General features: G+C 62.9%; 15 protein-coding genes. 4 read left to right on the plus strand and 11 right to left on the minus strand.

From position 1 onward, the window contains the following. Positions 1-130: 130 nt before the first annotated feature. The gene (locus tag ABID44_RS14625; RefSeq protein ID WP_354152451.1) at positions 131-814 is read left to right on the plus strand and encodes a hypothetical protein; all 684 of its coding nucleotides are present in this window, start codon (positions 131-133) and stop codon (positions 812-814) included. A 36-nt stretch (positions 815-850) separates the two neighbouring features. After that, complete coding sequence (locus ABID44_RS14630) at positions 851-1,714, plus strand: uracil-DNA glycosylase (RefSeq protein WP_354152452.1); 864 nt, start codon at positions 851-853, stop codon at positions 1,712-1,714. 16 nt (positions 1,715-1,730) lie between these two features. Here the strand turns inward: ABID44_RS14630 and ABID44_RS14635 are convergent, their stop codons facing one another. After that, a complete protein-coding gene (locus ABID44_RS14635) occupies positions 1,731-2,690 on the minus strand; it encodes a DMT family transporter (RefSeq protein ID WP_354152453.1) in 960 nt (319 codons plus the stop codon). Positions 2,691-2,851: 161 nt separating this feature from the next. Here ABID44_RS14635 and pepN point away from each other — a divergent pair, with 161 nt between their 5' ends. Further along, complete coding sequence (pepN, locus tag ABID44_RS14640) at positions 2,852-5,485, plus strand: aminopeptidase N (protein WP_354152454.1); 2,634 nt, start codon at positions 2,852-2,854, stop codon at positions 5,483-5,485. Between the two features lie 133 nt (positions 5,486-5,618). Next, positions 5,619-7,928 carry a PAS domain-containing sensor histidine kinase gene (locus ABID44_RS14645; protein WP_354152455.1) on the plus strand — a complete coding sequence of 770 codons (2,310 nt, stop codon included), beginning with the start codon at positions 5,619-5,621 and terminating at the stop codon, positions 7,926-7,928. On the opposite strand, the gene ABID44_RS14650 is transcribed toward ABID44_RS14645, so the two are convergent. The 10 genes from ABID44_RS14650 to ABID44_RS14695 all read right to left on the minus strand — a co-directional run bounded on the left by ABID44_RS14650 (position 7,929) and on the right by ABID44_RS14695 (position 20,791). Further along, on the minus strand, positions 7,929-10,880 hold the full coding sequence (locus ABID44_RS14650; RefSeq protein WP_378226538.1) for a bifunctional [glutamine synthetase] adenylyltransferase/[glutamine synthetase]-adenylyl-L-tyrosine phosphorylase: 2,952 nt from the start codon (positions 10,878-10,880) through the stop codon (positions 7,929-7,931). Between the two features lie 17 nt (positions 10,881-10,897). After that, the gene (locus ABID44_RS14655) at positions 10,898-12,349 is read right to left on the minus strand and encodes a sensor histidine kinase (protein ID WP_354152457.1); all 1,452 of its coding nucleotides are present in this window, start codon (positions 12,347-12,349) and stop codon (positions 10,898-10,900) included. Positions 12,350-12,355: 6 nt separating this feature from the next. Next, positions 12,356-13,030, minus strand: a complete 675-nt coding sequence (locus ABID44_RS14660; protein WP_354152458.1) for a response regulator transcription factor — start codon at positions 13,028-13,030, stop codon at positions 12,356-12,358. 92 nt (positions 13,031-13,122) lie between these two features. Further along, a complete protein-coding gene (locus ABID44_RS14665; RefSeq protein WP_354152459.1) occupies positions 13,123-14,655 on the minus strand; it encodes a Do family serine endopeptidase in 1,533 nt (510 codons plus the stop codon). A gap of 100 nt (positions 14,656-14,755) precedes the next feature. Beyond that, on the minus strand, positions 14,756-15,232 hold the full coding sequence (locus tag ABID44_RS14670) for a cytochrome c-type biogenesis protein (RefSeq protein ID WP_354152460.1): 477 nt from the start codon (positions 15,230-15,232) through the stop codon (positions 14,756-14,758). Then, complete coding sequence (locus tag ABID44_RS14675) at positions 15,229-17,217, minus strand: heme lyase CcmF/NrfE family subunit (protein ID WP_354152461.1); 1,989 nt, start codon at positions 17,215-17,217, stop codon at positions 15,229-15,231. The genes ABID44_RS14670 and ABID44_RS14675 overlap by 4 nt, the downstream gene beginning before the upstream one ends. A gap of 8 nt (positions 17,218-17,225) precedes the next feature. Then, on the minus strand, positions 17,226-17,663 hold the full coding sequence (gene ccmE / locus ABID44_RS14680; protein ID WP_354152462.1) for a cytochrome c maturation protein CcmE: 438 nt from the start codon (positions 17,661-17,663) through the stop codon (positions 17,226-17,228). Next, positions 17,660-18,787: a c-type cytochrome biogenesis protein CcmI gene (gene ccmI, locus ABID44_RS14685; protein WP_354152463.1), complete on the minus strand. Its 1,128-nt coding sequence runs from the start codon at positions 18,785-18,787 to the stop codon at positions 17,660-17,662. Before ccmI ends, ccmE begins: the two co-directional genes overlap by 4 nt. 102 nt (positions 18,788-18,889) lie before the next feature. Further along, positions 18,890-19,312: an RT0821/Lpp0805 family surface protein gene (locus ABID44_RS14690; protein WP_354152464.1), complete on the minus strand. Its 423-nt coding sequence runs from the start codon at positions 19,310-19,312 to the stop codon at positions 18,890-18,892. A gap of 153 nt (positions 19,313-19,465) precedes the next feature. Further along, positions 19,466-20,791, minus strand: a complete 1,326-nt coding sequence (locus ABID44_RS14695) for an ATP-binding protein (RefSeq protein WP_354152513.1) — start codon at positions 20,789-20,791, stop codon at positions 19,466-19,468. Between the last annotated feature and the right edge of the window lie 66 nt (positions 20,792-20,857).

The following is a 20,857-nucleotide window of genomic DNA, read 5'->3' on the forward strand; positions in this document are numbered from 1 at the left end:
CGGCAGAACGCCGCCACCGGCATTTTCCCTTGCCGCTTAAAGTCGCAGAATTTTACGTAAACGTAAACGTCAATATTTTGTCGATGAGATGGCTTCCTGACTTCCCTGATCCTTGCTGGCGCATAATTGAATGGGCGTCCGCGCGCAGATCGGCGATACTTGGAGCATGCGCACCCAGGGATGGCCCCGCCTGCTGCCCATGCGCCTGCCGAAACCGCCCGGCCGGCGCTGGAAATTCGTGGTTTCGGCGTTGGCGTCACTGGTGCTTGGCGCGGGCCCTGGCTTCGCTGAAGATGGCGGCCTGTGGCCTGCCGGCCCCTACATGCTCTCCGACGAGCTTGGCGACTTCACGATCAGCGCCGTCGGCGGCACGGGAACGGCGGACGATCCGATCGTCGTATTCGAAGAGTTCCGGTCAGCAACGCCGGCGACATTGACGATCCGCACCGCCATGCGACGCATGCCACGCCTTCCCGGCGAAGGGCAACTCATGGTGCTGCATGTGCGCCTGGACATTCTCAACAACAGCGGCCATCCATGGATCGAATTCGAATTCGAGCTACAGGAAGCGCCGGGACGGCCAAGCGTGTTCGGCGACGGTCTCTCCTTCGACCAGCGTAACCAGTCGCCAGAGACGATCGTCTCCAGCGCGTTCTCCCGGTTCGACCGCAAATTCGAGCCGTATGACAGGCTGTTGTTCTCCGGCGGACAGGTCGATCCCTTGCGCACCGTCTCATTTCAGTTCGTGATCACCGATTTCACGCCGCGCTGGACATTCTATCTGGTGCAAGACCCGCGCATTGCTTCGTCCTGACTTGAAAATGGCCGCCGATATGCCGATTGTGCCGGCATGAGCGCAGCCGCCCCCGAACCCTTTACCGATATCCAGGCTCTCCTGGCCTTCTACGCCGAGGCTGGCGTGGATGAAGCGCTGGACGATGCTCCGGTAAACCGCTTCGAGGAAAAACCGCCTCAGCCGGCGCAGTCCGTCCAGCCACGGGCCGAGCAGCCGGCCGAACGGGCGCAGGCGCAGCGCAACACTTCGCCGCCTCCGGCCGCGCCGCCGGTCACGCCCGCCTCTATGCAGACAGCGGCCGTGCCGGACGGGCAGCAGGTCGCCTTTGCCCGCGAGTTTGCCGCAAGCGCCTCCACGCTGGAGGAATTGCGCGAGCGTATGGCCGGTTTCGAGGGTTGCAACCTGAAGGCCACGGCCAAAAATCTGGTGTTTGCCGATGGCGATCCGCAAGCCGGCGTCATGTTCGTTGGCGAAGCGCCGGGCCGCGACGAGGATCTGGAAGGCAAGCCCTTCGTCGGGCGCTCCGGCCAGTTGCTGGATCGCATTCTGGCCGCCATCGAGCTGGACCGCAGCAAGGTCTATATCGCCAATGTGATTCCATGGCGGCCGCCGGGCAATCGTGCGCCAACCCCGCAGGAAACCGAGATTTGCCGGCCCTTCATCGAGCGCCAGATCGAACTGGTTGGCCCGAAGGTGCTCGTTCATCTGGGCGGAGCCTCCGCCAAGACGCTGCTCAACACCCCGGAAGGCATTTTACGGCTGCGTGGCAACTGGCGCGTCTACACCGGTCCGTCCGGCATCGAAATTCCGGCCATGCCCACGCTGCATCCAGCTTATCTGCTGCGCACGCCGGCGCACAAGCGGTTGGCCTGGCGCGATTTTCTGGAAGTGAAGATGAAGCTGCGCGCGCTTTCCTGACGCGGGCAGCCCGCCCTCATCCCTGCGGCGGCGTGACCTTGCGGGCCTTCGCTCTTCCCGCCAGTTCCAGCCCGAGCTTGCGCTCGCGGTAGATGATGAACAGGCCGGCCGCCACGACGATCGCACCGCCGACGAGCATATGGATGCTCGGCAAATCGCTGAACACCAGATAGCCGATGACGATGGCGAGAATGATCGAGGTATATTCGAATGGAGCCACCACCGAAATCTCTGCATGACGGTAGGCTGCGGTCATGAATATCTGCGCAGTTCCGCCGAAAATTCCGGCGGAGATCAACAATATCGTCTGACGAAGGTCGATCGGCTCCCAGCCGAAGGGCACGGTGCCGAGAGCGATGATGCTGGCCATAAGCGAGAACCACAATACGATGGTTGACGTGCGTTCGCTGTGAACCAGATTGCGCACCAGAATGGCTGCAACCGCAGACGTCGCCGCACCCGTTAGCGCGGCCATCACCCCAAGAACCTGCTGGTCCTCCACCCCAGCGCCCGAACGTAGAAGTGTGAGTTCAGGCCAGGAGATGATGACGACGCCGACCAGGCCAACGACGACCGCGCCCCATCTGTAAATGCGGATCGTCTCACCCAGAAACAGCGAGCTGAATACGACAACCATGAGCGGTTGCGCATAGTTGAGCGTAATGGCGTCCGCCAGCGGCAGGCGCGCCAGTGCGAAGAAAACAAGGCCCATCGAACAGACGCCGACGAACCCGCGCGCCATATGCCCCAATGGACGCTCGGTTTTGAAAGCGGTTCCCAATTCCTTCTTCCAGCCCAGAAAGAGCAGAATTGGCAACATCGCAAAGAACGAGCGGAAGAAAACCACCTGGCCCGCCGGCAATGCCCCCGCCGCTTTGATAACCGACGACATGGCCACGAAGACCACCACGGAGGTGACCTTCAGACCGATGGCTGTCAGGGGCCTGCTGGAATGCTCAAGCGTTGACGTACTCAAATTTGCCCTGCGTCCTTGGACGATATGAGAATGCGGGTCCCTGTCGTGGGCTTCCCGACGCAGGCGCCTATCATGTAAAGAACCTTGGCCGGATTGTCTTGAGCCAAAATCATGACTTCGCCCGCCCATGGACATCCGGTCGTGGAAGGAATGGAAAGCATATGCGTAAAGATGCCGGCCAGGTGTTCAGGCTCGAGGATTACCGGCCGAGCGATTATCTCATCCCGCAGACCCGTCTCACATTCCGGCTGGCGCGCGGCGCGACCATCGTCGTTGCGGAGCTGACGGTCGAACGTCGACCCGGAACGGATGCGGGCGCGCCGCTCACGCTTGATGGTGACGGGCTCAAGCTGAAGCGCCTCGAACTCGATGGCGTCGGCAACCCCACCCATGAGGCGACGCCCGACAAGCTCGTTCTGACGCAGTTGCCGGAATCCCGCAGCTTTCGCGTGCTCATCGAAACCGAGCTGGACCCCGACCATAACAAGGCGCTGATGGGTCTTTACCGATCCAACGGCGTCTATTGCACCCAATGCGAGCCGGAAGGCTTCCGCCGCATCACCTATTTCCTCGACCGGCCGGACATACTCTCGGTCTATCAAGTGCGCATCGAAGCGCCGAAGCCGGAAGCGCCCCTCCTTCTTTCGAACGGCAATCGGGTGGCGGGCGGCGATCTGGAAAACGACTGGCATTTCGCCGAATGGCATGACCCCCATCCCAAGCCTTCCTACCTGTTTGCTCTGGTGGCGGGCGATCTCGGCTGCCTGCGCGACAGCTTCACAACCATGAGCGGGCGAAAGGTCGAGCTCGGCATCCATGTCGAGCACGGCAAGGAGAAGCTTGCGGCCTACGCCATGGATGCGCTGAAACGGTCGATGAAATGGGACGAGGACGTGTTCGGGCGCGAATACGACCTCGACGTGTTCAACATCGTGGCCGTCTCCGATTTCAACATGGGCGCGATGGAGAACAAGGGCCTCAACATCTTCAACGACAAATATGTTCTGGCCGACGAGGCGACCGCCACGGACGCCGACTTCGCCAATATCGAGGCGATCATCGCGCATGAATATTTCCATAATTGGACTGGCAACAGAATCACTTGTCGCGACTGGTTCCAGCTCTGCCTGAAGGAAGGGCTGACTGTTTTCCGCGACCATGAGTTTTCGGCCGACCAACGCTCGCGCGGGGTCAGGCGCATCGCGGAAGTGCGCACGCTGCGTGGGCTCCAGTTTCCGGAAGATCAAGGCCCCCTCGCCCATCCCGTGCGGCCGCGCCGCTACCGCGAGATCAACAATTTCTACACGGCGACCGTCTACGAAAAGGGCTCGGAAGTCGTGCGCATGCTGCGCACAATTCTGGGCGCGGAAACTTTCCGCGCCAGCATGGATCTCTATTTCGAGCGTCACGACGGGCAGGCCTGCACCATCGAGGACTTCCTGAAGGTGTTCGAGGATGCGTCGGGCCGCGATCTCTCCCAGTTCGGGCTCTGGTACAACCAGTCCGGAACACCGAACCTGACCGTCAGTCCGAGCTACGAGGCGGGCATTCTCACCCTTGACATCGAACAGTCCGTGCCGCCGACACCGTCGGAAAGCCGCAAACGCGCCATGCACATTCCGCTGGCTTTCGCGCTGATCGGCAGCAGTGGCGAGGAACTTGATTTCAGCGCAGCCGAAGGCGCGACAGTCGAAAACGGCGTCATCCATGTGCGCAAACGCAGCCACAAGCTGCGCTTCCACGGCGTGGCGGAACGACCTGTGCTGTCGCTCAATCGCGGCTTTTCCGCGCCGATCACCGTCGCCATGGAGCAGCGCCCGCAGGATCTGATTTTCCTTGCCGGTCATGACAGCGATCCGTTCGCCCGCTGGCAGGCTTTCAACACGCTTCAGACCGACGCCCTCATCGCCGCCTACCGGCTTCTACTTGGTGGAAAAGAAGCGAAATATCAGAAGGATATCGCACAACTCGCAGGCAGGATCGCAACAGACGCAACTCTCGAACCAGCCTATCGCGCACTCGCATTGACCCTGCCTTCGGAAACCGACATCGCCCGCGACATCGGCAGGGATATCGACCCCGACGCGATATTCTCCGCCCGCAGCAAGCTGGCCGCGTTCATCGCCGCCGCCAATCGCGAACCGTTCGGCAAACTTTACGAAGAGCTTGGGAGCCTGGAGCCTTTCAGCCCCGACGCCGCCAGTGCGGGACGGCGGGCCTTGCGCAACACGGTGCTCGGCTACCTTGCACGCATCGACGGCGGCGCGGATATCGCCGCGCGGCACTACAACACCGCCACCAACATGACTGACCTGATCGCCGGCCTGGGAACGCTGGCGCACGAACATGCCGCGTCGTCGCAAGCTGGTGCGGCGCTGGCGGATTTCGCAGCGCGCCACGCGTCGATGCCGCTTGCGCTGGACAAGTTGTACCAGATCCAGTCGACCGCACCGGGAACACAGGCTCTCGAAACCGTTCGCGCCCTTATGCGGCATCCGGCCTTCCACATCGACAACCCCAACCGGGTCCGGGCGTTGCTTGGCGCCTTCTCCGCAGGCAACCAGACAGGCTTCCACCGGGCGGATGGCGCGGCCTACACTTTCTTTGCCGACGCTCTGCTCGAAATAGACAGCGGCAACCCGCAGCTTTCCGCCCGGCTCGCCACGGCCTTCCGCTCATGGCGTTCGCTGGAGCCGGTGCGGCAGGAAAAAGCGCGGCAGGCTCTGGTTTCCATCGCCGCGGCGAGCAGCGTTTCCGTCGATCTGCGCGACATAGTGGAGCGTTCTCTGGCCTGACAAAAAGCGCTGTCCAGTCATCTTTTTTCACCCGCCCACTGGACAAGGTGAATCACGTTTGATTCCTTAGGGACGATTCGGATGTGTGGCGTAGCCGGATCTTCAAACGGGACATAGTGGGGAGTGCCATTTCATGGCGAAGGCGGACGCGTTCAGCGCGCCCGGTGGGATTTCTGTTGACCGGCGCTCAAGCGGCCTTGCCGGCAACGCGAAACTCATCGCCCAGCCTGCCTACCAGAAACTGGTAGCGGCCGAGCCTTTCCTGCGTCGTATAATCCCGGTTCTGATCGTCATCTTCCTGCTGGTCGTCGCCGGCCTGCATTCCGTCTCGCTGATGAACTGGCGCGACGATGTCGAGCGCAACGCCAGATCGGCGTTGGCGCTGGCGGCGGGCCAGCTCATCGAAGCCGACGTGGCGGCCAGCAGCCCGCAGGAGCTTCTGGAACAGGTGAGCCGCACGGCCTCGCTTTCCAGCGGCCATGTGCTGGCCTTCACCAACGAGAAATTCGTCGTTTCCGCCGTCACGCCGCGCTCGACCCGCTGGTATGGCCGCGCGCTGGACGAGATCGTTTCCGGCGGTCAGCCGCTGTTCCTGTTCGGCGAGAAGGCAGGCGTGATCCCGGTCAGGATCGGCGCGGACGACTGGTATGCGGCGGTCGCCATCGATCGCGAGGCCAAGCGCGCAACCGCCGCGCTGATCCCGCAGGATGCGGTCTACGCCCAGTGGCGCAGGACCGTTTCGCTCAACGTTTCGCTGTTCGTCCTGACGGCCGGCGTGCTGATCGTCATCCTCTACGCCTATTTCAGCCAGGCGGCGCGCGCGCTGGCGGCGGACCGCGTCTATCTGGAAGGCCAGCAGCGCATCGACATGGCGCTGGTGCGTGGCCGCTGCGGCCTGTGGGACTGGGACATGGTGCGCGGCAAGATGTACTGGTCGCCCTCCATGTACGACATGCTGGGCTATGAGCCGTGCGACGCCATGCTCTCCTTCGGCGAGGTGGACCGCATCATCCATCCCGACGACGGCAACCTGTTCGAGATCGCCAATCGGGTGATGGCCCGCGACATCGACCAGATCGACCGGGTGTTCCGCATGCGCCATGCCTGCGGCCAGTGGGTATGGATGCGGGTGCGCGCGCAGGTGGTCGATCCCGACGCCCCCGAGATCCAGCTTATCGGCATCTCGATGGACGTGACTGAGCAGCGCCACCTCGCCCTGCGTTCGGAAGCGGCGGACCTGAGGCTACGCACGGCGATCGAGAACATCACCGAGTCCTTCGTCTTGTGGGACGCCTCCGACCGGCTGGTGATGTGCAACTCCAAATTCCAGCAGGACAATGGTCTGTCGGACGACGACGTGGTGCCGGGCGCGCCGCGCACCACGCTGGAAGACCGCATGCAGGCTTTCGCCTCCGAGCGACGCCTCGCCAATGTCCACGGTCCGCGCGGCGGCGTCACCTATGAGCGCCAGCTCGCCGACGGGCGCTGGCTGCAGGTCAACGAACTCAAGACACGGGATGGCGGCACCGTGGCGGTCGGGTCCGACATCACCCAGATCAGGCAGCATCAGGACAAGCTGCTCGACAGCGAGCGCAGGCTGATGGCCACCATCCACGACCTCAGCCTCGCCCGCCGCGCCGATGAGCAGAAGGCGCACGAACTGGCCGAGCTCAACCGCAAATATATGAAGGAGAAGGAACGCGCCGAGGCGGCCAATCAGGCCAAGTCCGAATTCCTCGCCAACATGTCGCACGAATTGCGCACGCCGCTCAACGCCATCATCGGTTTTTCGGAACTGATGTCGCAGAAGCTGTTCGGACCCCTGGGCTGCGAGCGCTACGAGGAATATGCCACCGACATCAATTCGAGCGGCACATATCTGCTCGGCGTCATCAACGACATTCTCGACATGTCGAAGATCGAGGCCGGCCAGTTCTCGATGGAGCGCGAGGATATCGATCTCTGCCCGCTGATCCGCGAGACGGTTCGCGTCGTTTCCTTGCAGGCTGCGGAAAAGAGGATCACGGTCGACACCAATATCGCCGAAACGCTGAAGCTCTATGCCGACCGCAGGGCGATCAAGCAGATCGTGCTCAACCTCCTGTCCAACGCCGTGAAGTTCACCGGAGAAGGCGGCCGTATCTCGGTGCGCGCCCGCCATGCTTCCGGCGCGCTGATCCTTTCGATCGAGGACAATGGCTGCGGCATCCCCAAACATGCGCTGAAGAAGCTCGGCAGGCCCTTCGAACAGGTGCAGAACCAGTTCTCGAAGAACCACACCGGCTCCGGTCTTGGCCTGGCCATTTCACGCTCGCTTGCGGAACTGCATGGCGGCGCGCTCAAGATCCGCTCGACCGAAGGTTCCGGCACCATCGTCTCGGTGCGCATCCCCGCATCCACGAAAAAGAAGCATGCGGGCCAGCCGATCAAGGCCGCCGCCTGACTATTTCGCCTTTCCACGCAAGATGCGATCGAAGCAGCGCCGCACCCCGGCTTCCGTGTCCCTGAGTTCGGCCTCCAGCACCGAAAAATCGGGCATGCCGGTCACCGCCAGCAGAAGATCGGACAGGCCAGGCGGCACATCTTCCCTGTCGAAAGGCCCGGTCAGGCAAAGCCGCGTGATCTGGGTGATGGCGGCGTAGAGCGCGTAAGCGCGAACCAGTTCCTCGCGCATCCCGGCATCCGCATAATCCGGCGCAAGGCCCGCCAGCACGTCAAGCGTCGCCGTTATGCCGGGCTTGCCGGTGAAACTGCCGGTAAGGACCGCGACCTGGGCGATGAATTCAAGGTCGATCAATCCGCCCCTGGCCAGCTTGATGTCCCACAGGTCGCGCGGCGGCTTCTCCTCCTCTATAAGCTTGCGCATATCGGAAGCCTCGCGGCGCACCTTCGCCGCCTCGCGCGGCTGGATAAGGATCGCTGCGATCTCGCCGGCGATTTCGGCGCACAGTTCCTTGTCCCCCGCGACCGGACGGGCTCGGGTCAGCGCCATCTGCTCCCAGACCCACGCATCCTGCCGCTGATATTTGCGAAAGGCGTCCATATGGGTCGCAACCGGCCCCTTGTTGCCGGAAGGGCGCAGGCGCAGGTCCAGTTCGTAAAGCACGCCTTCGGCCGTCGGGGCAGATACCGCCGCGATCAGGCGCTGGGTCAGGCGGCTGTAATAGTGCGCGGGCGCCAGCGCCTTGTCGCCGTCCGACTCATCCGCATCCGGATCGTGATCGTAGAGCAGAATGAGATCGACATCCGAGCCGGCGGTCAGTTCCTGACTGCCAAGCTTGCCCATGCCAAGCAAGGCCACGCGCGCGCCCCGGATGCGGCCATGCCGGATTGCGAACTCGGCCGTCACGGCGTCGAGCGCCGCGCTGATAGTGAGATCGGCAAGATGCGAGAACGCACGCCCCGCCTTGCGTGCATCGATCGAACCGGCCAGCAGGCGCACGCCGATCAGGAACTTCTGCTCGGCAGCAAAGATTCGCAGCCGGTCCAGAACCTCCTCATAGGGCCTGTCGCCTTCAAGGAAGGCCGAAAGCCGCGCTTCCAGATAGGCGCGATCCGGCAGTTCGCTGAGCAAGGCCGGGTCAAGCAGCCCGTCGAAGACGTGCGAGCGGCGCGTGATGACCGCCGCCAGCCGCGGCGCTGCTCCCATGATGGTCGCCACCAGACGCAACAGCGCGGGATTGGATTGCAGCAGGGAAAAAAGCTGGACCCCGGCGGGCAGGCCGGACAGGAATTCGTCGAAACGCATCAGCGCCTCGTCGGCGCGGCGGGTCTTGCCGAAAGCTTCGAGAAGCGCCGGGGTCAGTTCCGTCAGCCGCTCGCGCGCTTCGGCGGAACGCGTCGCCCGGTAGCGACCGAAATGCCAGGCGCGAATGACCCGACAAATGTCGCTGGGCCGCTGGAAGCCGAGATTGTGGAGCGTCTGCAACGTATCGGGATCATCGACATCCCCGGTGAACACCAGATTGCCCATGCCCGCCGACAGTTCCGGGGCGGCCTCGAACAAGGCCGCATAGTGACGTTCAACGTCCACGAGAGATTCACGGAAGGCTTTTGAAAAACCGTCCGCATCGGCGAAGCCGAGCAAATGGGCGATGCGCTCCAGCCCTTCGTCGTCTTCCGGCAGAATGTGCGTCTGTTCGTCGGCGACCATCTGCACGGCATGTTCGACACGGCGCAGGAACCAGTATTGACGGGTGAGCGCATCGCACGCCTCGGCCGTGATCCAGCCGTTGCCGGCAAGCTGGGAAAGCATTTGCACCGTCTCACGACCGCGAAGCTCCGGGAATCTGCCGCCGGCGATGAGCTGCTGTGTCTGCACGAAAAACTCGATCTCGCGAATGCCGCCGCGCCCAAGCTTGACGTTGTGACCCTTCACCGCGATCTCGCCATGGCCCTTATGGGCATGAATCTGGCGCTTGATGGAATGGACGTCGGCAATGGCCGCGTAGTCCATATATTTGCGCCACACATATGGGCGCAATTCCTTCAGAAAGGCCTCGCCAGCCTCAATATCGCCCGCCAATGGCCGGGCCTTGATCATCGCGGCGCGTTCCCAGTTCTGTCCGCGCGCTTCATAGTAGGTCAACGCCGCCACGACGGGGATCGCCAGCGGCGTGGAGCCGGGGTCCGGCCGCAGCCTCAAGTCGGTGCGGAAGACATAACCATGCTCGGTGCGGTCCTGCATGATGCGCACCAGCCGGCGGGCAAGCCGCGAAAAGATATCCGTCGCCTCCATCGGATCGCCGACCACGGCCTTGTGATCAAAGAAGAGGATGAGATCGATGTCGGAGGAAAAATTGAGCTCATGCGCGCCGAGCTTGCCCATGCCAAGGACGATCAGGCCGCTGTCGCGGGCCGGATCGTCGGGGTGAGGCAGGTTCAGCTTGCCCTGCCGGGCGAGGTCGGCCAGCAGAAAGGCGATGGCGGCGTGAACGCAGTTTTCCGCCAGCCTGCTCAGGCGGTGGACGGTGGCTTGCGTATCGCCCTCGCCTGCCAGATCCGCCAGCGCGATGAGAAAATGCGCTTCCGTCTTGAGCAGTCGCAGCCGCTTCATCAGTTCGGATTCCGAAACACCCTCGCCTGTCCAGCAGCATTCGATCTCGGAACCAAGAAAATCCAGCCGCTCCGCGACCGTCTGGTCGAAGAGCGCATCGAGCATTTGTGGCCGCCGCCGCGCCAGATCGCGCAGGAAAGGCGACAGTTCGAAGACGGCGGCAAGGAAGCGTCGGACGTCGCCGTCCCTGCCCAGCAATGCCGCGACGCGCGGCAACTCGCGTTCCGATGCGCTGGCGGCTATGTCGGCAAGCACCGCGTCGGCATGGCTTTCATCGAGCGGCCGGAGTTGAAATGCGGGCCGCAACAGCCACCCGTTTGCAGCGCGTTCGGCAACCATGCTTGAAGCCATAGGGGTCAGGACCTGTCCTTGTCGGGGAACACCATGACCACGGATAATCCAGGATCGGCAGGTAAAAGATCAAGCCTGCCACCATGAAATTTCATCACCGCGCCGGCAAGGCTGAGGCCGAGCCCCGAACCGGGCTGTGACCGGCTCTTTTCCAGCCGCACGAAACGCTCGGTGGCGCGGGTGCGGTCCTGCTCGTCGGGAATGCCGTGGCCATTGTCGGTCACGGACAGGCGGATTTCCGCGCCAACCCGCTCAAGCCGCACATGCACATGCGGCGCGCCGGTGGCATCTGCCGAATATTTGATGGCGTTGTCGACGATGTTCGACAGCGCCTGTCCGATCAGTTCGCGATTGCCGCTGATGGTGAGGGATTGCGCGGGATCCGCCTCCAGAGCGACACCGCTGTCTTCCGCCAGCGGCTCGTAAAGCTCGACAACGTCGCGGACGGCTTCGGCGAGGTCAACGCCGGCCATGCTCTCGGCCGAATAACCGGCCTCCAACCGGGAAATCATCAAAATGGCGTTGAAGATTTTGATGAGCTGGTCGGATTCGGCAATGGTGGCCTCAAGCGCGGCACGGTAATCGGCCGGTTTCTGCTTGCCGGCCAGCGTCGCTTCGGCACGGTTGCGGATGCGGGTGAGCGGCGTCTTGAGGTCGTGCGCGATGTTGTCGGAGACCTGTTTCAAGCCTTCGTTGAGGGTGTCGATGCGCGCCAGCATGGCGTTGAGATTCTCCGACAGCCGGTCGAACTCGTCGCCCGCGCCGGTCGTCGGCAGGCGGCCGGAAAGATCGCCGCCCATGATGCGGCGGCTGGCCGCCGAAATGGCGTCAATGCGCTTCAGGGCGGCGCGACCGACGAAGAACCAGATGACGATGCCGCCCAGCCCCATCATGCCGAGCGCCAGCATCAGCGAACGATTGACCACATCGCGAAAGCGTTGCGGCTCACCCAGATCGCGTCCGACCAGCAGAATCATCTGGTTGGGCAGGCGCAGCACCACAGCCAGCGCGTCATGTCGGCGCATCTCCGTGCCCTGCTCCTCGTTCTGGCCGTTCTCGGCCCGCTGCCGCTCCGCCTCGCTCTCACCGTAGCGACGATAGTAGAAGGATCGTGTCGTCCAACCCTCGGTTTCAAGAACGCCCGGTTCGAGACTCTGGACATTGCCGGACAGGATCTGGCCATTGACATCGGCCAGCAGGTAGAGATTGGCGCCGGGCTGGCGCGAACGCTGCTCCACCACGCGCACCAGCGTCGGCAGACCGCCGCGCTGGTAGGCCCCGCCCAGGCTCAACACCTCTTCATTGATGGTTTCCTGCGTCTGCGTCGCCAGCATGCGCACCGACAGGGAGCTCATGTAGAAGACGAGAAGGATGGCGCACAGCGCGAACAGCAGCAGAAAGAGCGCCGAAAGCCGCGCCGCCGTCGTCTTCATGATCGGTGGCAGGGAAAGCGCCATCGGCCGTCAGCCGTGCTTGAGCATGTAGCCGGCCCCGCGCACCGTGTGCAGGATCGGCCTGTCGAAACCTTTCTCGATCTTGCCGCGCAGGCGCGAGACATGCACGTCAATGACGTTGGTCTGCGGATCGAAGTGATAATCCCAGACATTTTCCAGAAGCATGGTGCGGGTGACAACCTGCCCGGCGTGGCGCATCAGATATTCGAGCAGCCGGAATTCGCGCGGCTGCAACGTGATCTCCTGGCTGGCGCGCTTCACCGAATGGGACAGTCGGTCGAGCTCAAGATCGCCGACGCGGTAGACGGTTTCGCTCTCGCGGCTGCCGGCGCGCCGGTTCAGCACCTCGATACGGGCCAGAAGCTCTGAAAATGCATAGGGCTTGGTGAGATAGTCGTCACCACCGGCGCGCAGGCCGGTCACCCGGTCGTCGACCTCGCCAAGGGCTGAAAGGATAAGCACCGGCGTCGTATTGCCGCGTGAACGCAGGCTGGCGATCACGGAGAGCCCGTCACGACGCGGCAACATGCGGTCCACCACCATGACGTCGTAATCGCCGGCGTCGGCCAGGGCGAAGCCGGTCTCTCCATCGCCGGCCACATGGGCGGTGTGCCCAGCCTCCGAAAAGGCCTTCTCCAGATAGTCCGCAGCCTCGCGGTCATCTTCAATGACGAGAATCTTCATCGCATCACTATAGGTGATTCCGGCGAAAAGGATTTGAATCTTAAACAACAGCCCCGGCCGCTGCTGGCACAGCAGCGGCCGGCTTTGATTGATCAACCCTGATTTATCGGCAGAGCGACGAAGCGATTGTTGGAGTCGCGGCTGACCTGCACCAGAACCGACTTGCGACCGGCCTTGGCGGCCTTGTCCATGGCGTCCGCAACGTCCTTCACGCTGGTCACCTCCTCGGAATTCACCGCGGTGATGACATCGCCGGTCTGGATGCCACGGTCGGCGGCGTCGCTGTCCGGATCGACATCAGTGACGACAAGGCCCTTGCCGTCATCGGCCGTGGTCACGGTCAGGCCGAGGTCGGCCAGCGTATCGGTGGATGAAGGCGCGGCACTCTCAGGAGCAGCCGACGCCTGCGTGTCGCCGCCCGGCAGTTTGCCAAGCTCCACCTTGACGCTCTCCGACTTGCCATCGCGCCATACGGTCATATCCACCGTCGTGCCCGGAGCGTAGCCGGCAATGACACGCGCCAGATCACGGGAAGACGAGACATCCTTGCCGTCCACCTGGGTGATCACGTCGCCGGACACCACGCCGGCCCTTTTGGCAGGGCTCTCGTCCTGCGCGTTGGCCACGATCGCGCCCTTGTCCGACTTCAGGCCAAGCGATTCGGCGATCTCCTTCGTCACCGGCTGGATTTCGACACCGAGCCAGCCACGGGCGACCGAGCCATCCTTGATCAAACCCTCGACCACCTGCCTGGCGGTGGAGGCGGGAATGGCGAAGGCGATGCCGACATTGCCGCCGGACGGCGAGAAGATGGCGGTGTTGATGCCCACAACCTGACCACCGAGGTCAAACGCCGGGCCGCCGGAATTGCCGCGATTGACGGCCGCGTCGATCTGGATGAAGTCGTCATAGGGGCCGGCGCCGATATCGCGGCCGCGGGCCGAGATGATGCCGGCTGTCACCGTGCCGCCGAGGCCGAACGGATTGCCGACGGCAACCACCCAGTCGCCGACGCGGACCTTCGCGTCATCGGCGAACTCGACATAGGTGAATTTGGTGTCGCTATCGACCTTCAGCACGGCGAGATCGGTGCGCTCGTCCTTGCCGATGAGCCTGGCGTCCATCTCCTTGCCGTCATTGGTGACGATGGTGAACTCCGCGCCGCTATCGACAACGTGGTTATTGGTGACCACATAGCCATCCTCGGAGATGAAGAAACCGGAGCCCTGGGCGACGGGGCGCGGCTTGGCCGGGCCGCGACGCTCGGCGCGGGGGCGCCCGTCGCGGTCACCGAAACCACGGAATTCACGGAAGAAGCGGCGCATGGGATGATCGGGGGGAAGATTGCCGAAGCCCTCGTCGGGGAAGCCGAAGCCGGGGCCGCGATCGGCGGTCTGGTCGACCTTGGCCTTGACGCGGACGCTGACGACGGCCGGCGTCACATTGGACACCACATCGGCGAAACTGGGAACCTGCGGGGCCTCGACGCGAACGGCTTCGGCAAGCACCGGCGCGGTGCCGGCCGTCACGGCCGTGAAGCCCACGGCGCCTGCTATGGCGAGCGAAGCGGCGGCGGCGGCGAGCCTCCGGCTCCTGAGGGAAACGATTTTTGAGATGCTGGTCATCGATCTCGGTCCTTCTTGCGCTGGATGCCTCAAGAGCATCATCGCAGGCACAGATAGGACGCCGGACCTTACTGCGCCATTTCCGGTTGATGAAACTTTGTTAATGTTGAGAAGTCTGGTCGCGCTTCAGCAGTTCATCCAGAGCTGTCCGTTCTTCATCGGTCAGCTTCGCGATCTCGGCCGGACGCTTGCGCCTTGACGCAAGGAAAACGAAGGCGCCGCCTGCCAGCAGCAACACGAACGGCGCGGTCCAGAGCAACACGGTCTGCGCAGTGAGACGCGGCTTCAGCAGAACGAACTCGCCATAGCGGGAAACCACGAAGTCAGTGACCTGTTGGTCCGTGTCTCCGGCTTCGATTCGCTCGCGCACAAGCACGCGCAGATCGCGGGCCAGATCGGCGTCGGAATCGTCGATGGACTGGTTCTGGCAGACCAGACAGCGAAGTCCGGCCGAGATGCCCCGCGCGCGCAGCTCCAGAGCTGGATCGTCCAGCATCTCATCGGGCGTCACGGCGCGCGCAGCCGGGACCGCCAAAAGGCTGAGACAGATGAGCGCGAAGGCAAGGCGGCGGATCATGCGACCTCCGCGGCCGGTTTCGCCGCGCCTTTCCTGGAACGGCGCGCCGGCGCGCCGACCCGAAGCCGCCGGTCGAGCAGCGAGAGCGTTCCACCGGCCATCATCACCAGACCGCCGCCCCAGATCAGCGTTACGAGCGGCTTCCACCACAGGCGCACAACAAGCCCGCTATCCGTGGTTTCGCCGATCGAGACATAAAGCTGGCTGAAGCCGAGCATGGCGATGCCGGCCTCGGTCGTGTTCATCTGGCGTACGGGATAGAAGCGGCGCGACGACCAGATTTCGCGCCTGACCTGTCCGGCCGGACCGAGCAACGAAAAATGCGCGCGCTCGTCATTGTAGTTCGGACCCTGGACCGGCGCCACATTATCGAAACGCACCCGTTTGCCCGAAAGTTCGGTGATCTGCCCCGGCTTCATCGTCAGCACGCTTTCGGCGCCGAAGCAGATGGCGCCCACCAGCCCCAGCACGGTCAGGCCAAGTCCGAGATGTGCGAGCGCCGTGCCGAAAACCGAGCGCGGCAGGCCGATGAAACGTCGCCAGGCGACAGGGAGCTTCACATTTCCAAGACCGGCCTTGACCGCAAGGTCGGTCAACGAGCCGATCACCAGCCAAATGCCGAGCCCGACACCGAAAGCCGCGATTGCAGACGATCCGTCAATCAGGAAAGCCGTCACAAGCGCCGCCACAAGCGCGGCGGCGAAGGCGAACATCAGCCGCTGGGCGACCGCCATCACATCACCCCGCTTCCAAGCCAGAAGTGGGCCGAACGGCACGAGGAGGAGCAACGGCGCCATCAGCGGAATGAAGGTGAGATTGAAGAACGGCGGGCCGACCGAAATCTTGTCGCCGGAAATCGCCTCGATCAGCAGAGGATAGAGCGTGCCGATAAAAACGGTCGCGGTCGCGGTCGTCAGAAAGAGATTGTTCAGCACCAGCGCGCCTTCGCGCGAAATCGGCTGGAACAGGCCGCCTTGCGTCAGCGATGAGGCGCGCAGTGCAAACAGCGCCAGCGAGCCGCCGATGAACAGCATCAGGATGCAGAGGATGAAGACGCCGCGCGACGGGTCGGTGGCGAAGGCGTGAACGGAGGTGAGCACGCCGGAGCGCACGAGGAAGGTGCCGAGCAAAGACAGCGAAAAGGTGAGGATCGCCAAGAGCAGCGTCCAGATTTTCAGCGCGGACCGCTTCTCCATGACGATGGCTGAATGCAGCAGGGCGGTGCCCGCCAGCCATGGCATGAAGGAGGCGTTTTCCACCGGATCCCAGAACCAGAAACCGCCCCAGCCCAGTTCGTAATAGGCCCAGTATGATCCCATGGCGATGCCGCCGGTGAGGAAGACCCAGGCCACCAGCGTCCACGGCCGCACCCAGCGCGCCCATGCGGCGTCGATGCGCCCCTCGATCAGCGCAGCGACAGAGAAGGCGAACGAGATGGAGAAGCCGACATAGCCGAGATACAGCAGCGGCGGATGGATGGCGAGACCGATGTCCTGGAGAATCGGGTTGAGGTCGCGGCCTTCGATCGGCGCAGGAGAAAGGCGCGTGAACGGATTAGAGGTGATCAGGATGAAGAGGAAGAAGGCGACGCCGATCGAACCTTGCACCGCCAGAACGGTCGCCCTCAGCGTTGTCGGCAAGTTGTTGCCGAAGATGGCCACAAGCGCCCCGAAGAAGGCCAGGATCAGCACCCACAGCAGCATGGAGCCTTCATGGTTTCCCCACACCCCGGTGACCTTGTAGAGCACCGGTTTCAGCGAGTGGGAATTCTCCCAGACATTCTGGAGTGAAAAGTCAGACTGGGCATAGGCCATGGTCAATATGGCGAAGGACAACGCCGTGAAGGCGAAACCGGCCAGCGTGACCGGTCCCGCGACAGCCATCATGCGCTCATCGCGAAGCCGCGCGCCGATCAGCGGAACCGTCATCTGCACCAGCCCCAGAGCCAGCGCCAGAACGAGAGCGAAGTGACCGATCTCAACCATGGCTCCGCCTATTCATTGTGTTGCCACAGGCCCTTTTCCTTGAGGCTGTCCGCAACTTCCCTGGGCATGTAGTTTTCGTCGTGCTTGGCCAGAACGCTGTCTGCGACAAAGCCGCCATCCGGGCCGAAGGAACCTTCGGTGATGACGCCCTGCTCCTCGCGAAACAGGTCCGGCAGGATGCCCTTGTACGTAACCTTCACGGTTTCATCCGTATCGGTCACCCCAAAAGTGACGGTCGCGTCCTGCTCACGAACGATGGAGTCTTTTTCCACGATCCCACCGAGACGGATACGCTGGCCGGGCTGCAAATTCGCGGTGACCACGTCTCCCGGCATATAGAAGTAGGACGCCTTCTGGCCCAGGGCGACGAAAGTCAGCGCAGTCGCTGCCCCGAGGAACGCCAATCCTCCGAAAATGACAGCTAGCCGTTTCTGCTTGCGGGTCATTGCACCTGTTCCGTCATGGTGAGGCCGTTCGATGCTGCAAAGGCGATAAGCGCCCGTGCCTGCTCACTGTCCGCGCCGAGCGCCTCGATTGCCCGGGTGAGCGCATCGCGCGCCTTGTCTGCATCGCCCAGAACCAGATGCGACCGGATGAGCTGGGTCCAGCCTTCCGCGTCCTTCGGGTTTTCGCGCAGGCGTTCGTCAAGCCGCTCGACCATACCGGCAATCATGTCGGCGCGTTCTTCAGCCGACATCGAAGCGGCTGCCTCGACCTCTTCCTGTCCAGGGCCGCGCTCAGTCGTTTCCTGGCCGGCCTGCACCAGCGCCTGTTCGGCTGCGCCGCGCCATGGTGAGCCTTCCGGAAGATCATCGCGCATGCGCGTCCAGTCGGCAACGGCCTCTTCCATGCGCCCATCCTGCGCGGACGCCATGGCAAGGAAGAACCGCGCCCTTGCATTGGAGGGATCATGTCTGAGAGCCGCCTGAAACGCGGCGCGCGCATCTTCGGCGATCCTGCCACCGGCGACATTGACCATCGCCTCGCCAAGTCCGGACTGCCGGTCCGCATTCGAGCCAAGCAACGTGATGGCGTTGTCATAGGCTCGCGCCGAATCCGAGAAGCGCTGCATGCGCATATAGATGGGAGCGAGAACTTCCCAGCCCCTGCCGTCGGATGGATTTGCAGCCAGATGCGACTCGGCGCGCGCGACGAGTTCGTCGACAGTACTGTCTGCCGGATTCCTGGCAAGCCGCTCGCCGAGCGGCTGCGATGGAATGTCGGGAGAGCCGAGGCGCGCATACACGCCCCAGCTGATCAGGGGCACGGCAAGGACGGCGATCACCGGGATGAGGCGCAGGCTGAAAGATTTTTCAACGCCTGTCTTTTCTTGCGGCGCAGCGGAAAGGCGCAAAATACGCCGCCCGATCTCGGCGCGCGCCTGTTCGGCTTCGGAGGGCTGGATCAATCCGCGGGCAAGATCGCGATCAAGCTCGGACAATTGATCGCGATAGACTTCGAGATCATGCGCCGTGTCCGAATTTTCGGATTTGGGTCGCGTCGCGAGAGGCAGCAGAACCGCCAGACTCGCGCCCAAGGTCAAGACAGCGGCAATCACCCAGAACAACATGTTGTCTAAATAGCCTCAGGGCCATGCGCTGCCAACATGGCGAGCCTGCGACCCTTTGACGATTCTTCGTGAAGAACCGTCGAGGAGACGTGGACGCACATGTCAGGTAAGGGGGGTCCAGCTTCCATCCGCATTTCGACAGGCAGTTCCCCGCGCGCTCACGCCGGTTCCGCCAGTATAGACGGTGTGCGTATATTGGCGGCAATCCTGCGAGCCCACGCGATAGGGTTGCGCGGCGACAACTTCGCCATACCGGCTGGGCTGATTGCCTTTCCAGGTCACCGTCTGTCCGCTCGGTGTATATTCAAGCGCCTTGTATTCCGCTTCCAGACCACTGCGCCTTTCGCTGCCGGAAAGGCCCGAACCGATGGAGCCGCTGACGAGGCCTCCGCCCATCGCGGAAATGACCGTGGAAGGCACAGAGCCCGGCTGGCCGCTCACGCCTGCTCCGCCCCTGCCCATGCCGGTCGTGCCGCAACCCGCCAGCATCAGAGATCCAGCCACGAGAACCAGACGAACGCTCATTTCATCCCCTGCACCCTGGAGCATCGAACCGAAATGGAATCCTGTTTTCGGACAACCGACGCCCACACAAACCTGCATCGCAGGCTTTTCCGGCTATGGCCAGCGCTAACATGTTTAATTTGACCAAATTCAGGTCGCGTCGCCCCGCGCCTCTCATTCGATCCTCCGCAACTGGACAACCGCTTTCAGCCCCCCCAGCCGGCCTCGCTCCAGACGCAGCTTTCCGCCATATTCATTGACCAAATCGGTGACTATTGCCAGCCCAAGGCCCGTTCCCGGCTTGCTTTCGTCCAGTCGACGGCCGCGCTTCAAAGCGTCGCGCGCCTTGTCCTCCGGAATACCGGGGCCATCATCCTCGATGCTGATCTCGAAACTGTCCGGCTCGCCCTCCGATTCGGGAAGGGAGGCCACAGATATGGACACCTTGCTCCGGGCCCATTTCATCGCGTTCTCGAGCAGATTGCCAAGCATTTCCTCAAGGTCTTCGCGCTCACCGGCGAACACGATGTCGTCCTCCGGCAATTCAACCAACAGTTTTGTATTCGGGTTCAGTTTGCCGATCACTCTCGCCAGCCGTTCCACGAGCGTTTTGACAGGCGTGCGGTAAACCACGCTGTCACGCTGCGCTGCGACGCGCGCGCGCTGCAAGTAGTGCTCCACCTGCTGCTGCATCGATGACGCCTGCTCCGCGATCAGCTTTCCCTTCGCTCCGCCCAGTGCGCGACCTTCATTAAGCAACACAGCCAGCGGCGTCTTCAGCGAATGTGCGAGATTGCCGACCTGCGTACGTGAGCGCTCCACGATACGGCGATTATTTTCAATGAGCGCGTTGGTTTCGTTGGCGAGCGGCTCGATTTCAGCGGGAAAACGGCCATCCAGGCGCTGCGCCGTTCCCTCCCGCACCATCGCAAGCGCCGCGCGCACGCGCCGCAACGGCTGGAGGCCATACAGAATGGCAACGGCATTGATCGCGATCATGCCAAAGCCGAACAGCGAAAGATAAATGAGCAGACGACGCTGGAATGTCGCGATTTCATTCTCCAGCTCGCTTTCATTGCCCATCACGCGGAACCGGGCGATCTGGTTACCGGTGTCGAGCACGAACTCGCTTTCAAATACCGCCAGTTCTTCCCCGGCAAGGCCCTTGGCAACATAGCTGCGCTGGAATTCGGTGTTGAAAGGCGCGTCAGCGGCGCTCGGCGACGGAATTGCTCCCGTCATGGACGAAGAGCGCAAACCACCGGTCACGCCTGGAGAAGCAGGCTCCACCGACCAGTACCAGCCGGATCGTGGCTCGGAAAAGCGCAGGTCGCCGAGGTCGGGCGCGCCTGTGAGCCTGCCGTCGTCGGAAACGCCGACGGAGCCGATCAGATTGAAAAGATGCGCGGAAAGCAGGCTGTCGAAGCCGCGTTCGCTCGCCTGCCTGTAAAGGGTTGTAATAAGGGTAAAAACAACGACCTGCGCCAGTATTGCCCACATGGTCGAGAAGGCAATGACGCGAAAGGTCAGAGATCGGGGCCAAAGCCGCACCCGGCCGATCCGGCC

Source organism: Aquamicrobium ahrensii (assembly GCF_040545755.1).
In the GTDB taxonomy this organism is placed as follows: Bacteria; Pseudomonadota; Alphaproteobacteria; order Rhizobiales; family Rhizobiaceae; genus Mesorhizobium; species Mesorhizobium ahrensii.